The sequence below is a fragment of the Parvimonas sp. oral taxon 393 str. F0440 genome, from assembly GCA_000223315.2.
Taxonomy (GTDB): domain Bacteria; phylum Bacillota; class Clostridia; order Tissierellales; family Peptoniphilaceae; genus Parvimonas.
The window spans coordinates 471,112-485,905 of record AFUS01000004.1; the positions used below are offsets into that span (position 1 = coordinate 471,112).

Consider the following 14,794-nt stretch of genomic DNA (forward strand, 5'->3'; position numbering starts at 1 on the left):
AAAAAGTATTGCATTTATTTTAAAATATGGTATAATATATGTGTTAATTTTATAGGCTACCCAAGACCGTAGGGACATCAGTTTAAAAATCCTACATAGGTGGAAATACTTTATTATGTATTTTATCTCTACTCTTGGTAGAGATTTTTTAATATGTAGCCTTTGGTGGAGGTGAAAAGATGAAAGATTTTGTTTTAGAACAAAAACAAGCTGTTGTATCAGAAATTAGAGAAAAGATTGAAAATTCAGGTTCTTTAGTTTTAGTTGATTACAGAGGTTTAACTGTTGAACAAGTAACTGCTTTAAGAAATAAGTATAGAGAAGCCGGTGTTCAATATAAGGTTTATAAGAATACTATGATGAAATTAGCTTTCAAAGAATTAGGCTTTGAAGATTTCAATCAATATTTAGAAGGACCTAGTGCAGTTGCATTCTCAGGAGAAGATTTAACAGCAGCGGCAAGAATTACTAATGAATTTGCAAAGACAAATGACAAATTAGTTATAAAAGCAGGTATTTTAGAAGGAAAAATTTTAGACAACGAAGGCGTTAAAGCTGTTGCAAACATCCCTTCAAGAGAAGTACTTATTGCGAAATTACTTGGAAGCTTCAGAGCTCCGGTATCAAATTTTGTGTATATGTTAGATGCACTAAGAAAGAAAAAAGAAGAAGAAGCAGCTTAATGGTTGCGTAAAATTTTAGGAGGTATATTATGGATTTCGAACAAATATTAGAAGCAATTGAAAAATTATCAGTTCTTGAATTAAATGAATTAGTTAAAGCAGCAGAAGAAAAATTTGGAGTTTCTGCATCTGCACCTGTAGTAGTTGGAGCAGTAGCTGGTGGAGAAGCAGCTGCAGCAGTAGAAGAAAAACTGAATTTGATGTAATTTTAGCATCAGTTGGAGCAGAAAAAATGAAAGTTGTTAAAGCTGTTAAAGATTTAAGTGGCTTAGGATTAAAAGAAGCTAAAGAAGTAGTTGACAACGCTCCAAAAGCTGTTAAAGAAGGAGTTTCTAAAGAAGAAGCTGAACAAATGAAAGCTAAATTAGAAGAAGTTGGAGCTACTGTAGAATTAAAGTAGTAAATTACTTCTGATTAGATTTAATATTAAAAGTGGATTTATATCCACTTTTTTTATAAAAATTTTAATATTTATGCTACAAATATTTTTAATAATGATTATTAAGTGTTGATTTATTTTGTTTAAAAATATATAATAAATAGGTAATACTATTTAAGAGGGAGTACTTTTAGTTTTTACTAGAAGAAAAGATATATGAAGGTAAAAAGAGGAGATATTTTTTATGCTGATTTAAGTCCCGTTGTAGGTTCTGAACAAGGAGGCGTAAGACCTGTACTAGTTGTTCAAAACGATGTTGGAAATAAATATAGTCCTACTGTTATTATTGCAGCTATAACTTCTCAGATGAATAAAGTCAAACTTCCAACACATGTCGAAGTTTCTGCAGAATTTGGGCTTCCCAAAAATTCTGTAGTATTGTTGGAGCAAATAAGAACCATAGATAAAAAAAGACTTAGAGAAAAGGTTGGCTTTACAGATGAGTTCTTTATGAAAAAGGTTAATGAGGCGCTTTTAAAATCTGTTGGAGTTTAGTACATAGAGGGAAAATATGCTTGAGTTGGTAAAAAACATAGAATTTGTAAAAAAAATAAATTAAAAGTAAATAAAATAAGTGAAAAAGAATTTATTTTGGAAAATAAAAAAGAAAAGTATATTTTAAATTTATTTCCTTTTGGTAAGTTTTCTAAAATAAGTAAAATTTTTGATTGTTTAAATAAATTATCTGAAAAGTTTTCTAATATTTCTTATGAAGATATTGGAATTTTAAATGACAAGTTTTGTTATAGAATTATTCCTTTTATTATTGATGAAAAAATAATTTGACTGATGAAGAGTCTTATAATATAGGCTTTAAAATTGGAAAATTTATTTTTGAATATCATAAAAGTTTTCAAGGCTGTGATTGTGGTAGATGGAATAAGCATTACAATTATAGGATAAATAAATTTTTGCATAAATATGGTCTTGGTCAGTATAGAGGAAATCTTGATTATGTTCTTTTAGATTTTTTGGAAAGAAATAAATATTGCTTAAAAGATAGGACTTGTACTACTATTATAGGACTTAACGGCCTTGAGGATATTAAAATTACAAAAGATGGAAAATTTCAAATTGTAGAGGAATATAAAATTTTAAGATCAGATTCTTATTTTGAGTTTAGGAATTTGAATTTATATTATAATAATACAAATTTATTAACTGGAATTGTTGACGGATATTTTGACAATAATGTTCCCAGAATGTTTTTCAAGCTTTTGGGTGTATATACTATAATTGAAAATTTATATGATATTTTTGTTGAAAATAAAGATGTAGATGATGAAATTATAAATGAAAAGATAAAAAAGATTAATGATATTTATGACGGATTTTCGAGTATATATCCTATTTGGTATTTGAAAAACAAAAAATTTTAATAGAAGTTGGAGAAATATGAATAAATTTAATAGAAGTGTTATAGGATTGTTATTATTTTGTTTGGTTTTTGGAGCTTGTTCAAAACAAAGTAAAGACGTAGATTCTAAAAATGAGATTAAAAAGAATGAGAGTACAAGTTTTAAGAAATTCTCAAAATCTTTTTTTGGCGTTTTTGATACAGATATAGCATTTAGTGCTTATTGTGAGAATGAAGAGGAATTTAATAAATATTTTAAAGTATTGGAAGAAGATATGAAAAGATATCACAACCTTTACAATTCTTTTGAAAATGCAAGCGAAAATAATATAAAATCTATAAATGACAATGCCGGAAAAGAACCTGTAAAGGTTGATAAAGAGATTATAGAGCTGTTGGAATTTTCTATTGAAAATTACAAAAAATTGTCTGATAAAAATAATATTGCTTTAGGAAGTATAACAGAACTTTGGAGAGCTGAAAAAGATTCTGCAGTTAATCTTAAAGGAAAACTTCCGGATGAAAACAAAATAAAAGAGGGATTAAAACATACAGATATTAATAATATTGTAATTGATAAGGAAAAGAGTACGGTTTTTATAAAAGATAAGGATATGAAGCTAGATGTTGGGGCTATTGCAAAGGGTTATTCAGTTGAAAAAGTTATGAATAAATTAAAATCAATGGGATTAAAATCTGCAATAATTTCAGCTGGAGGAAATGTAAAAGCAATTGGAAGCCCTTTAGAAAAAGATAAAAATAAATGGGGAATAGGAATTCAAGATCCAAAGTTTGATTCTGACAAAGTTGATATTAAAGAGGTTATTTATACTGATGAAACTTGTGCAGTAACGAGTGGTGATTATCAAAGATTTTATTTTGTAGGAGATAAAGCATATAATCATATTATTGATCCAAAAACCGGTTATCCTAAAGATAAAATTAAAAGTGTAACAGTTTTATGTAATGATTCCGGTCTTGCAGATTTTCTATCAACTAGTTTATTTTTAATGGATGTTGAAGAAGGAAAAAACTTTTGGAAAAAGTAAATGGAGCAGAGGCTTATTGGATACTTTCTGACGGAAGTGTACATTATACTGAAAAAATGGAAAAATTGTTAAAAAGTAAGGGAGCTACAAATAAATAAAGTTAATTATATATCAAAGTTAGGATTCTTTCCTAGCTTTTTTTATGTTTGAATTAATAATAAAGTTTTTACAATAAGAGCATAAAAATAATAAAAAATTTCAAAAAAGTATTGAACATTGTTCATAAAAGTGCTATAATATTCAATGTAAAAATAATGAACATTGTTCAGTTTATAAAAAGGAGAGAATTATGACTAATATTAAAGATAAAAAAATGAGTAAAGAATATAAAATTATTCAAGCTGCACTTGATATATTTCAGGAAAAAGGATATGAGAAAACGACGATTAGAGATATTATGTTAAAAACTGAGTTTGGGTTGGGAACTTTTTATTTATATTTTAAAAGTAAACAAGATTTAAAAGAAAAATAATTTTAGATAAAGCTATTAATTTAGTTGTTCAAGCTGAACATAAATGTACACAAACTGATCCTATTGAAAGATATACTTGTTTTGTGAATTATATCATTGATTATTTGATTGAAAATCCATTCGATTTAGAGCTAATATCTCAAAATATTAATTGGACTTTATATACAAAGATTGAAAATGATAAAAGATTTATAGAGGCTGATACAACTTTAAAGTTTATACTTAGTAAGTATGAGAAGTTGTTTTCGCATAAATATTCTTATTCACAAAAGTTATATATCCTTTCATTAACCATAGAAATAGTAATTTCTACTTGTAAGAGTGCAATTATGAAAGATTCTATTTTATCAATTGATGAAATGAAAGCTGTTTTATTTGAAGTAATAAAAAAATATTGATAAGTAATGGAGATTAATATGAGAAAATTTACAAAATTTATTTCACACCATCCAAGACTTGTGTTATTAATAATGACAATGTTATTGATTCCGTCAATAATAAGTTACAAAAATACAGGAGTAAATTACAATATTCTTTCATATTTACCTGCTGATTTAAAGTCTACTCAAGGACAAAATATTTTAGATAAAGATTTTAAAAATGCAGCTACAGTAATGGTAATTTTAGATGGTAGTGATAGAGATGCTGAAGAGTTAAAAAAAGAAATAATGAAAATAGATGGTGTAGAAGATGTTATTTCAAGAACATCAATAATTGGAGATTCTATTCCCAGTGATTTTTTATCGGATAAAATTAAGAATATTTTTTATTCCAAGGGAAGTACATTGATGATGGTAAAGTTTAATGAACCGGCTTCATCATTCAAAACTATGAATGCTATCGAAAGCATAAGAAATATTCAATCAAATAAAAAATATTTGAGTGGAGTAAGTTCACTAGTTAAAGATACAAAGGATTTAATAGATAAAGAGACTGTTATTTATGTCGGGTTAGCAATTGTTTTAGGCTTAATTATATTGAGCATTACTAATGAATCTACTGTTATTCCTTTTGTGTTTATGTTAACAATAGGATATGCGGTTATTTATAATTTTGGAACTAATATATTTTTGGGAGAGATATCGTATTTAACAAAAGCTATTGCAGCTGTTCTTCAATTAGCGGTGACAATGGATTATTCAATTTTTTATATCACAGGTATGTTGAAGAAAAGAAAAAAGAAATAGTCGTAATGAAGCGATGGACAGGGCAATTCAAAATACATTCACTTCCTTATTTTCATCTTCACTTACAACAATTGCCGGTTTTTTGGTTTTGATTTTAATGAGATTAACATTAGGAAAAGATATTGGACTTGTAATGGCTAAAGGCGTTCTAATCGGTTTGTTATGTACAGTAATTGTACTTCCACCGATGCTTTTAATTGCAGAAAAAGCTGTAAATAGATATAATCATAAGGTTTTGTTACCTTCATTTAATCGATTAGCTGATTTTGATATTAATAAAAGAAAAATTTTAGCATTAGTATTTATATTGCTTTTTATACCTGCTATTATAGGTTCTAATAATACAAAACTTTATTACAATCTTGATAGATCTTTACCACAAGATTTAGATTCAATTGTTTCGTTAAATAAAATGAAAAAAGATTATAATATGGCAAGTACACATTTTATTATTGTTAAAGAAGATTTATCAAACTCAAATTTAACTTCTATGATTGATGAGTTGGAAAAAGTTGATGGAATTAATAGTGTATTGAGTACACATTCTGTAACTGGAGTTACTTTACCTGCTGAGTTTTTGCCTAATAAATTAAGAGATAATTTTGTGAAGAATGGCTATCAAATGATAATGATAAATTCGGAATATCAAACCGCATCACCTGAAGTTAATAGACAAATAGAAAAAATCAGAAATATTATTTCAAAATATGATGATGAAGGATATCTAACAGGAGAAGCGGTATTGACCGATGATTTGACAGAAGTTTCAGAAAAAGACTTCAAAATGGTGAATATTGCTTCCATAATTACCGTATTTATAATTATAGCAGTTGCATTTAAGTCTATTGGAATACCAATTATCTTAATATCTGCAATAGAATTGGCTATTCAGATTAATATGGCTATTCCTTATTATTTAGGTCAGACTATTCCATTTATCACATCAATAATAATAGGAGTAATTCAATTAGGATCAACTATAGATTATTCAATTTTGATGACTGACAGATTTTTACATGAATATAGAAAGACAAAAGATTTAAATAATTCTTTGAGAGTTTCTGTAAAAGAAACTTCCAAGTCAATAGTAACAAGTGCATTATCTTTTATGGCTGCAACTATTGGGGTAGGACTTTATTCAAAAATGGAAATAGTATCTACAATATGTATGTTTTTAGCCAGAGGAGCTATTATAAGTATGTTAGTAATAATAATTTTATTACCGGCTATATTGAGTGTAACTTTTCCATTTATTAAAAAAACAACAAAAAATTTAGTATAGAGGAGAGGATGATAATGAATAAAAAATTTCAAAAAATTGTAGCATTAAGTTTGCTTTTTTCAATGGTTATTGTGAATGTTTCATTTGCACAAGAAAATAATGTAATTAAGAAAAGCGAAACGCTTTATGTAACAGTAGATGGTGATGAAATTAAAGATAAAACTGTATCAGTTTGGTTAAATTCCAATAAAAATATAAAAGTAAAAGATAAATCCAATTTAAAAGAGGTAAAAATTTAAAAACAGATGAAAAAGTTTTAGGAAAAAATGGATATTTAAACTGGAACGAAGATAAAAAAGATATATATTATCAAGGAAAAACTGATAAAGATTTACCTGTAGAGTTGACTGTAAAATATTATTTGGATAATAAAGAAATTAAAAATTCTGAATTAGAAGGAAAAACCGGACATTTAAAGATAGTTTTAAGTTCTAAAAACAATAGATATGAAACAAAAAGTATAAACGGAAAAACAAAGATGTATATTCACCATATATCGTGGCAACAGCTATGATTTTTAGTGATGATAAAGTAAGCGATATAAAATCAGATGATGTAAAAATAGTTAAAGATGGTAAAAATCAAATAGTAACATCAATTTTGACTCCCGGATTGAAGCAAAATTTTGAAGATATTTTAAAAGAAAAAGATTTAAAGCTATTTAAAGACACCATTTCATTGGAAATGGAAATAAAAAATTACAAACCGATAGAAATCTATTCAGTTATTACAAATGAATTATTCCAAGAAAAGAAAAATATTGATTCACTTGATAAATTAAAGGATGGGATAAAACAATTAGAAGATAATTCACAAAAATTATTTGATGCTTCTGTTAAATTAACAGAAGGGCAAGACAAATTGAATGATGGAATAGGTCAAATGCAAACAGGAGTAAAAAAACTCTATTCAGGAACAGAAAAATTATCTGATTCAATGAAAACAATTAAGAGTAAATTTGATTCTCTAGAACCAAAAGTTGGAGTAATTCAAAAGTATATTTCTGAAATGTATGAAGGCAGTGTGAAACTATTTAACGGAGTAAATATTTATACAGGAGCTGTAGGTGAAATAAATAAAAATGTTGAAAAAATTCAATATGGAGCAACTCAACTTGATAAAGGTTCAAGTGATTTAGATAATGGAGTTGGAAAGTTAAAATATGCTACTGAAAAGATGAAAGTTGGAACTAAAAAACTTGATAATATAATTGCTCAAAAAGATGAATTATTAAACAAATCATCACAATTATCTCAAGGCTTGACTAATTTGGGAAATAGCTATGGAACATTACTCTCAGGCATCGAACAAATTTCAAAAAAATCTACTGAATTAAAAAATTCAACTCAAGAATTTAATAGTAAACTTCATCAAGTTGAAAATTCAATAAAAAACTTAAATTCTAATATTTCTTTAGAAAATGATATTAAAAATTTAGAAGCAAAAGCAAATAATATTCAAAAAGTCATTAATGATTTATCAAGCAAAAACAAAGATGGAAGTTTGACATCTGAAATATCAATTTTAAATAAAACGAAAAATGATTTGTTAGATGAATCAAAAACTTTAAGAGCAAAACAATCAGCATTGGCTAAATTAAATACTTTAGGACAAACCATGTCAAAACTGGTAACTAATTCAGATATGCTATTGAAAGGCAATACCGATTTATCAAATGCTTTATCAAATGTTTATGAAAAGATGAATGAGACAAAATCACAATTGGAAAAATCTTCTTTAGAATTAAACAAAGGACTTTCAAAAATAACAGAAAGTTTGAAAGGAGATGACTTGAATATTTTAAAATCATCAATTGAACAATTAGATGGAGCAACCGGAAAAATTAAAACTGGAACTGAAAGTTTAAAATCAGCTACTAATCAAAATAAAGTTGCAATGGGAATGTTACAATCAGCGATGAGTAAATTAGATGAAAATTCTAATTCTTTAAAGAATGGTTCTGGGCAATTATCTAAAGGATTGAGAGAATTTAAAAACCAATCCGGAATTTTAAATTCATTATCACAAGTAAAAGAAAAAGCTGTTATCCCATTTTCAAATGCTATTAATTCACTTAATGAAGGACTTAAAAAAATGGATTCAAGCACTGACCAATTAAAAGAAGGTAGCGACAAACTGACTTCTTCACAAAAAGAATTTAGTTCAAAATTAGGAGAATTCAAGCAAAAAGGAATTGATGAATTGGAAAACAAAACAAGGAATATAAATACATTCAAAGATATTATAGATGTAATGTTTGATATGTCCAAACAAAACGCATCACTTACAGGAACAGATGATAATTTTGACACAAAATCTAGAATTATAGAAAAATAAAATAAAAGTTATAATAAAAAGATGAGAACCCCTAAAAACTTATAAAAAGGATTAGGGGTTTTTATGTTAAAAAATTTTTATACTCTTTTCAATAATTTGTGTTTTAAAAGTGGAATAATTTTATATAGAATTCATTTATAGTTTATTATAAATTTGAAAAAATATTGATAAGACTTAATATTTATCAATCTTAGTAAATTTAAGTAATACTTCAACTAAGAATATTTACTCATATCTATTATTTTTTAAAATTAAAAGTAAATAGTTATAATATAAGATGAAATAACTAATAAATTGACAAAGAATATGTACTATGATAAAATTCATTTTAAGGAGGATATTAAAATGAAAATCAAAAAAATTTTATCTTATGTAGCATTACTTTCCATTTTGTTGACTGTAATGCCGATTAGCAGTTTTGCTAATGAATCGGTTTCGGTTGCTAGAAACTATACTGACGAAAGTAAATTTGTATTTGACGAAAACACAAATACAATAACTAAATTTACAGGCGATGATACAGAGGTAGTTATACCTACAAAAATTAATGGTGTAGAAGTTAAAGCCATTGGTAAAATGGCTTTTAAAGGGAAAAAATAAAGTCTGTTGTTTTAAATGAGGGAATGGAAATTATAGGGAACGGTGCTTTTGCAGGTGTTACAACTTTAGAAAAATAAATTTCCCATCAACATTAAAGAAAATTGATGATATGGCTTTTGTAAAAACATCATTGAAAGAATTGAAACTAAATGAAGGTTTGCAAGTAATAGGTAAAAGAGCATTTTCTAATTGTTCTTCTTTACAAAAAATTAATCTTCCTAATTCTTTGACTAAAATTTCCGATAATGCCTTTGAAAAATGTAAAATCTCTAATGATATTGTATTTGGAGAAAATTTGGGACATGTTGGACATAAAGTCTTTTCCGGTAATGGTAATGATATAAATATTAGTATTTCTGAAAAGGGAAATAAATTGTTCTTACACGATGAACTATTCCTAAAAAATCAAAATGAGTTAAACATTCCACAAGGAAGAGAAATTATGCTTTTTGTAAGAGCTTTCTGTGACGGATCTTGTAGTAATCTTAAAAAAATAACTTTGAATTGCGGTGAAATAGAAGTTAATGAAAACGACTCAAAAGAAGATATAATTAAAAAATTAAAAGATAAAATTAAACTTACATCAGGATTTGTAAAAATAGGTGGTGCAAGTGATGGTTCTTTGGATGAGTATTTTGAAGCGGGGATAGATTTTAATGTAGATAAAAATTTAACTGACGGTTCGATTATTTCAGGAAAATTCAATAAGTTTAAGGATGAAGATTATTTAAAAGCGAATCAAAACAAAAATTTAATAGAATCCGTTTTGGATAGATATGAAATTAAGGTAAGAGTTAGGACTATTACAAATAATAAAGAATTTAATGCCGAAGACTTTAAATATGAAGAGGTAAAAAATAAAATAATTTCAAAGAGAAGTTATTTTGGAATCTCCGGTTTTTCAGAAAAAGGTCTTGAAAAATTAAAGACAAATAGGGATTTGGTAATTCCAAAAACTGTTATAATTAAAGAAAATGGTGTTGATGTTGAGAAAAGGATAGAAGGTATTTGTTCCAAAGCATTTGAAAACAAAGAACTTAATTCAGTTAAGATAAATATTTCAGAAGGATACAATGAATACATAATCGATACGGGAGCTTTTCAAAAGAATAATTTAAAAGAGTTTGAAATTCCTGATGGTGTTAAATTTATAGAATCCTATGCTTTTAAGAATAATAAAATCAAAAAACTATTTATTCCACAAACTGTTGTAAAAGTTGGAAATGAAAGCTTTGCGTATAATGAGATAGAAGAACTTAAAGTTTCAGATAGTGTTTCTCTATTTCAATTTGACTCTTTTAGTTTTGCACACAATAAAATTAAAGAGGTAGATTTACCATTTAGTATATTTAAACTTCTTCAAAATGTATTTGTTGAAAATACCGGAAATGAAGATGGAAAAGTTATTTTATACACAAGAAATAAAAAACATTTGGAAACTTCGACTTACATCAATCCACATAGTGATTATCATAAATTTGTTTTAGTTGGTAAAGATGTTAACCGTAATAAACTTCAAAAAATACTTGAAATAGCTAAAGAATTGGATAAATCGGACTATGAAACTACAAGTTTTGAAAAATTAGAAAATATTTATGCAGAAGCAAAAACTATTATGTTAAATCATAATTCAACACAAAAAGATATTGATGAAATAACAAAAAGTTTAAGTAAAGCAATCGAAAATTTGGTTCCAAATGGTGCAAATAAAAAAGCATTAATAAAAAATATTTCAAGATTAAGTAATATTAATAAAATTCTATATACAGAAGACTCATATAATAAGTTTATAGAAGAACTTGAAAAAGCGAAGGCTGTAGTGAAAGATGCTTCAGCTAAACAAGATGATATTGATAAAGCACTATTGGAGTTATTAAAAGCGGAAGGAAAACTTGTTTTAAGTGAAGAAGCAAAATATAACAAGAATGATTTTATTTTTGAAGGCACTAAGATAGTAGGTTTTTCAGAGCTTGGAAAGGAAAAATCAGGATATAACAAAAATTTAATTATTCCTAATAAAAACAAAAAAGGAGAATCTATAACAGAAATTGGAGATAATGCTTTTGAATATACAGGAGAGTATGAATATACAACAGATACTGGAGAATCATTAAATGGTCTTTTAAGTGTTGAAATTCCAAAAACAGTAAAGAAAATAGGAAAAAGTGCTTTTCAAAAGAATAAGTTAAAGGAAGTTATCTTACCGGAAGGATTGGAAGAAATAGGAACACTTGCATTTAATGGGAATCAATTAGTGAGTATTGAAATACCCGATTCAGTTGTTAAAATGGGAGAAGGAACTTTTTCATTAAATAATATTTCTTATGCAAAACTTTCTAAGAATATGAAAACTGTACCAAATGGTATTTTTCAAGAAATCTTAATTTGAAAAACATTGACATTCCTGATGGTGTAGAAAAAATCGGTCAATCAGCTTTTTCAGGTTGTCCATTGGAAAGTATAAATATTCCAAATACTGTGAAAAAAATAGAAAGATATGCTTTTTTATCACATAGAATTACAACTCTTGAAATTCCATCATCAGTTGAAACTATTGAAGATCAAGCTTTTGCTTCAAATAAAAAATTCAGATATTTAAAAAATTTGATATTAAATGAGGGACTCAAAATAATAGGAAAAGACGCATTCAAAAGTTGTCTAATTGAAGAAGTTGTTATTCCATCAAGTCTAACATTTTTAGACAAGAATGCTTTTAATGACAATATGGATAGTGAAAAAAATGTTATTAAAGTTAAAGTTTACACTTACAATAAAGAACATCTAAAATTTGAGCAAAGTAAACATCATGAGATTATATTAAAAGATGTAAATCTTGAAAATTTAAAAACAGAAATAGAAAAAGCAAAAACTATTAAGAATTTTGATAAATATATTTATTCTGATGAAAATATAAAATCAGATTTTGATAAGATTCTTAAAGATTGTGAAGAGGCTTTAAATAATCCTATAAGTCAAAAAAATATCGACATTTTAACAAAAGCTTTAAGTGAAAGTTTGTCAAAATTAAATGGTGTTAAACCGTCTAATCCTGAAGAAAAACCTGAAGATGAGTTGATTACAACATTAATTGATCCAAAAACTAATATTTCAGTTTCAGGGAAAAGATTATTAGACTTTATACTTGTTGTTGAAAAAATAAATGGAGAAGACTTCTTAGCATTTAAAGGTAAAGATGTTTCAATCTTTGACATCTCATTTGTAAATAAGATAACTAATGAAAAAGTTAAAATTAAAGATGGTGATTATACAGTTTCAATTCCTAGAGAAAAAGGTAAAACAGTAAATAAGGTTTACTATATTGACAAAAAAGGAAATCTGGAAGAAAAAACTTTTACTCAAAATGAAAAATCTATAATATTTAAAACAGGACATTTTTCAATGTATGCAGTTGAGTATAAAAAAGGAAATAATGAAAAAGATAAAATAATAGATAAGGATAAAGTTATAGATAAAAATAAAACAAATAAAAAATTACCAAAAACAAATATCTCCAGTAATTCGATATTAGTTCCGACTTTATTAGGAATAGCGAGTATAATAATAAAAAGAAAAAATATAAGTAATTAAAAGAAAAACCTAATCTATTTTGTGTAGATTAGGTTTTTATATAAAATTTACTCTAACTTTTTTTAATTTCTTCATGTTTACAATGTGGACAAATAACTTTTATCTTTCCTTTTCCTTTTGGAATTCTAAGTTCCTGTCCGCAATTTTTACATTTAAAATACTTGTAATTTTTTCTGTCTTTGGATGAAAATTTTAAAAGTCTTGAGTATATTGGAGAAATTAGATTAAAAAATTTCACTTGCTCCATAGCTCTTTTTCTCTTGTTTTTTGAGAACATCCTAAACATAGCAACAGAAAATAAAATTAATGAAGTTATTGCTAAAATATCACTTTTCTTAAAAAGATTTACAACAGCAAATCCCAGTGAAAGGTAGATTATAATATTATTTAAAACATCTCCGCCATATCTATCTTTCATAAAGTTAAAAAATTTTTGTTTCATAACATTCTCTCCTTAAAAAATCATATTAACCGATTTTATTATACCACAAAAGAGAGTCCTAATAACAGTTTGATATTGTTTGAAATTTGTGATAAAATAAATAAGTATGATGTGATTTTATATAGAGGTGTTTTATGAAAAATTTTGGTATAAGCATTAAATTTCAATATGATATAGACGGATTTTTAGAAAAAATTGATGAATTTGCTGAAGATGATAATTATGGATATTCACTTGAAGAAATTGATGGTTCTATAGTTTTAAATTTTGAAATTCTTCCTTATCTTTCTTGTAATTTTAAAATTGATGAAGAAATTGAAATGAGAACAGAAACTTGCTATTACGGAATGGGTTATCATTTGTTAGTTATTGATTTCGTTAATGAACTTTTTGAATTTTTAGGTTGTAAATTTGAAATTAAAGATGATACGGGATTCTATACAGATAATGATATTAAAAAACTTAAAGAAAAGTTTGTTCTTTGGTTTAAAGATAGAGCGGATTTGATTTTAAATAACAAAGAAAATGTTAGAATTAAGTCTATTTTTATGGATAATAAAAAATCATTTCCTATAACTACTGATGATTATATTTGTACTTATACAGGAGTAATTTCTCTTTCGGAGTTTGAAGAATTATATAAAAAAGATTTTGAAACAATCTATAGAAGAGTTTTCTTATTTAGTGAAAAAGTAGTTGATCCTTATTGTGATGAAAATTATTTGCTTTACCATGTTTGGAATAATTTAAAAGATTTGACATTAGTTGATGATTTTGATGAAAGATTATCTATGGTTATGTTTATGTTTGAAAACTTAATTGAAAATAATGTACAAATACATTTGCCACAAAAATATTGTAGAGAAATATATAAATATTTGGGAGTTGATAAATTCTCATCATCAAATTTTGTATATAGAAAAGTTAGATATGAAGTTGGATATCATTTTTATGATAAATTTTTGAAAGATATAGACTTTTCATTGAGAATTCCTAGTTGGTTTGAATATAATGAAAAGTTAAAAGGCTATTTGACAACTGATAATGCCATATTTTTAAGTGAATATCTAAGTTTTGAAGGTTTTGATTATGATGAAAAATATTTATCTGAAAAAAGCTCAGAAGATTTTAAAATTTTAATATTTGATACAATAAATAAAAACAATTACTTTTTAGGTTTTGAAAGTTTAGATGATGAATATGGTTATATTTCAATAAAAGAGCAAAATAATATGAATTGTGAAGAAACAAATTGTCAAATTATTGATGTAAAAAGAAATAAAATGTATGAAATTAGTGTTTTAGGAACTGAATCTATGGATATAACAAAACATATGATTGAGTTAATGTAGGAGATG

At 25.9% G+C, this 14,794-nt stretch carries 13 protein-coding genes, 4 pseudogenes and 1 other annotated feature; of the genes and pseudogenes, 16 read left to right on the plus strand and 1 reads right to left on the minus strand.

The features are described 5' to 3' along the window. Window positions 1-41 precede the first annotated feature (41 nt). Window positions 42-159: a sequence feature (ribosomal protein L10 leader region), on the plus strand. Between the two features lie 20 nt (window positions 160-179). From rplJ to HMPREF9127_RS03315, 15 genes and pseudogenes are all read left to right on the plus strand, one after another. After that, entirely contained in the window at window positions 180-683 is a 504-nt protein-coding gene (gene rplJ / locus HMPREF9127_RS03260) for a 50S ribosomal protein L10 (RefSeq protein WP_009447941.1), read from the plus strand. Between the two features lie 29 nt (window positions 684-712). After that, window positions 713-1,083, plus strand: a pseudogene (rplL, locus tag HMPREF9127_RS03265) (50S ribosomal protein L7/L12). A gap of 195 nt (window positions 1,084-1,278) precedes the next feature. Further along, window positions 1,279-1,617 (plus strand): type II toxin-antitoxin system PemK/MazF family toxin, encoded by a 339-nt coding sequence (locus tag HMPREF9127_RS03270; protein ID WP_009372758.1) that lies wholly within the window; start codon window positions 1,279-1,281, stop codon window positions 1,615-1,617. A gap of 96 nt (window positions 1,618-1,713) precedes the next feature. Continuing rightward, the gene (locus HMPREF9127_RS03275) at window positions 1,714-1,908 is read left to right on the plus strand and encodes a hypothetical protein (protein ID WP_009447785.1); all 195 of its coding nucleotides are present in this window, start codon (window positions 1,714-1,716) and stop codon (window positions 1,906-1,908) included. Beyond that, window positions 1,905-2,501 carry a hypothetical protein gene (locus HMPREF9127_RS03280; RefSeq protein WP_009447832.1) on the plus strand — a complete coding sequence of 199 codons (597 nt, stop codon included), beginning with the start codon at window positions 1,905-1,907 and terminating at the stop codon, window positions 2,499-2,501. Before HMPREF9127_RS03275 ends, HMPREF9127_RS03280 begins: the two co-directional genes overlap by 4 nt. 16 nt (window positions 2,502-2,517) lie before the next feature. After that, window positions 2,518-3,528, plus strand: a complete 1,011-nt coding sequence (locus HMPREF9127_RS03285) for an FAD:protein FMN transferase (protein WP_009447993.1) — start codon at window positions 2,518-2,520, stop codon at window positions 3,526-3,528. 289 nt (window positions 3,529-3,817) lie between these two features. Next, a pseudogene (locus HMPREF9127_RS03290) lies at window positions 3,818-4,398 on the plus strand (TetR/AcrR family transcriptional regulator). 18 nt (window positions 4,399-4,416) lie between these two features. Then, window positions 4,417-6,469 (plus strand): annotated as a pseudogene (locus HMPREF9127_RS03295) (efflux RND transporter permease subunit). A gap of 14 nt (window positions 6,470-6,483) precedes the next feature. Further along, the gene (locus HMPREF9127_RS08960) at window positions 6,484-6,708 is read left to right on the plus strand and encodes a hypothetical protein (protein ID WP_009448412.1); all 225 of its coding nucleotides are present in this window, start codon (window positions 6,484-6,486) and stop codon (window positions 6,706-6,708) included. A 122-nt stretch (window positions 6,709-6,830) separates the two neighbouring features. Then, window positions 6,831-6,983, plus strand: coding sequence for a hypothetical protein (locus HMPREF9127_RS08965; RefSeq protein WP_255261681.1), 153 nt, complete (start codon window positions 6,831-6,833; stop codon window positions 6,981-6,983). Further along, a complete protein-coding gene (locus HMPREF9127_RS03300) occupies window positions 6,980-8,806 on the plus strand; it encodes a hypothetical protein (RefSeq protein ID WP_009447740.1) in 1,827 nt (608 codons plus the stop codon). The genes HMPREF9127_RS08965 and HMPREF9127_RS03300 overlap by 4 nt, the downstream gene beginning before the upstream one ends. Window positions 8,807-9,151: 345 nt before the next feature. Beyond that, entirely contained in the window at window positions 9,152-9,406 is a 255-nt protein-coding gene (locus tag HMPREF9127_RS03305; protein WP_009448357.1) for a hypothetical protein, read from the plus strand. A 49-nt stretch (window positions 9,407-9,455) separates the two neighbouring features. Continuing rightward, window positions 9,456-10,775 (plus strand): annotated as a pseudogene (locus HMPREF9127_RS08970) (leucine-rich repeat domain-containing protein); the annotation flags it as partial. A 246-nt stretch (window positions 10,776-11,021) separates the two neighbouring features. Beyond that, window positions 11,022-11,795, plus strand: coding sequence for a leucine-rich repeat domain-containing protein (locus HMPREF9127_RS08975; RefSeq protein WP_255261703.1), 774 nt, complete (start codon window positions 11,022-11,024; stop codon window positions 11,793-11,795). After that, window positions 11,792-12,994, plus strand: a complete 1,203-nt coding sequence (locus HMPREF9127_RS03315; protein WP_009448053.1) for a leucine-rich repeat domain-containing protein — start codon at window positions 11,792-11,794, stop codon at window positions 12,992-12,994. Before HMPREF9127_RS08975 ends, HMPREF9127_RS03315 begins: the two co-directional genes overlap by 4 nt. A 52-nt stretch (window positions 12,995-13,046) precedes the next feature. On the opposite strand, the gene HMPREF9127_RS03320 is transcribed toward HMPREF9127_RS03315, so the two are convergent. Further along, window positions 13,047-13,436, minus strand: coding sequence for a zinc ribbon domain-containing protein (locus tag HMPREF9127_RS03320; RefSeq protein WP_009448244.1), 390 nt, complete (start codon window positions 13,434-13,436; stop codon window positions 13,047-13,049). Between the two features lie 134 nt (window positions 13,437-13,570). Between HMPREF9127_RS03320 and HMPREF9127_RS03325 the strand changes: the two genes are divergently transcribed. Then, complete coding sequence (locus tag HMPREF9127_RS03325) at window positions 13,571-14,788, plus strand: hypothetical protein (RefSeq protein ID WP_009448370.1); 1,218 nt, start codon at window positions 13,571-13,573, stop codon at window positions 14,786-14,788. Window positions 14,789-14,794 lie beyond the last annotated feature (6 nt).

What these genes read in the sequence shown, in the direction of transcription:
- rplJ (WP_009447941.1), top strand. Translation starts at nt 180, where the DNA reads ATGAAAGATTTTGTTTTAGAACAAAAACAAGCTGTTGTATCAGAAATT.
- HMPREF9127_RS03325 (WP_009448370.1), top strand. Translation starts at nt 13,571, where the DNA reads ATGAAAAATTTTGGTATAAGCATTAAATTTCAATATGATATAGACGGA.
- HMPREF9127_RS03300 (WP_009447740.1), top strand. Translation starts at nt 6,980, where the DNA reads ATGATTTTTAGTGATGATAAAGTAAGCGATATAAAATCAGATGATGTA.
- HMPREF9127_RS03270 (WP_009372758.1), top strand. Translation starts at nt 1,279, where the DNA reads ATGAAGGTAAAAAGAGGAGATATTTTTTATGCTGATTTAAGTCCCGTT.
- HMPREF9127_RS08975 (WP_255261703.1), top strand. Translation starts at nt 11,022, where the DNA reads ATGTTAAATCATAATTCAACACAAAAAGATATTGATGAAATAACAAAA.
- HMPREF9127_RS03285 (WP_009447993.1), top strand. Translation starts at nt 2,518, where the DNA reads ATGAATAAATTTAATAGAAGTGTTATAGGATTGTTATTATTTTGTTTG.
- HMPREF9127_RS03305 (WP_009448357.1), top strand. Translation starts at nt 9,152, where the DNA reads ATGAAAATCAAAAAAATTTTATCTTATGTAGCATTACTTTCCATTTTG.
- HMPREF9127_RS03320 (WP_009448244.1), bottom strand. Translation starts at nt 13,436, where the DNA reads ATGAAACAAAAATTTTTTAACTTTATGAAAGATAGATATGGCGGAGAT.
- HMPREF9127_RS08960 (WP_009448412.1), top strand. Translation starts at nt 6,484, where the DNA reads ATGAATAAAAAATTTCAAAAAATTGTAGCATTAAGTTTGCTTTTTTCA.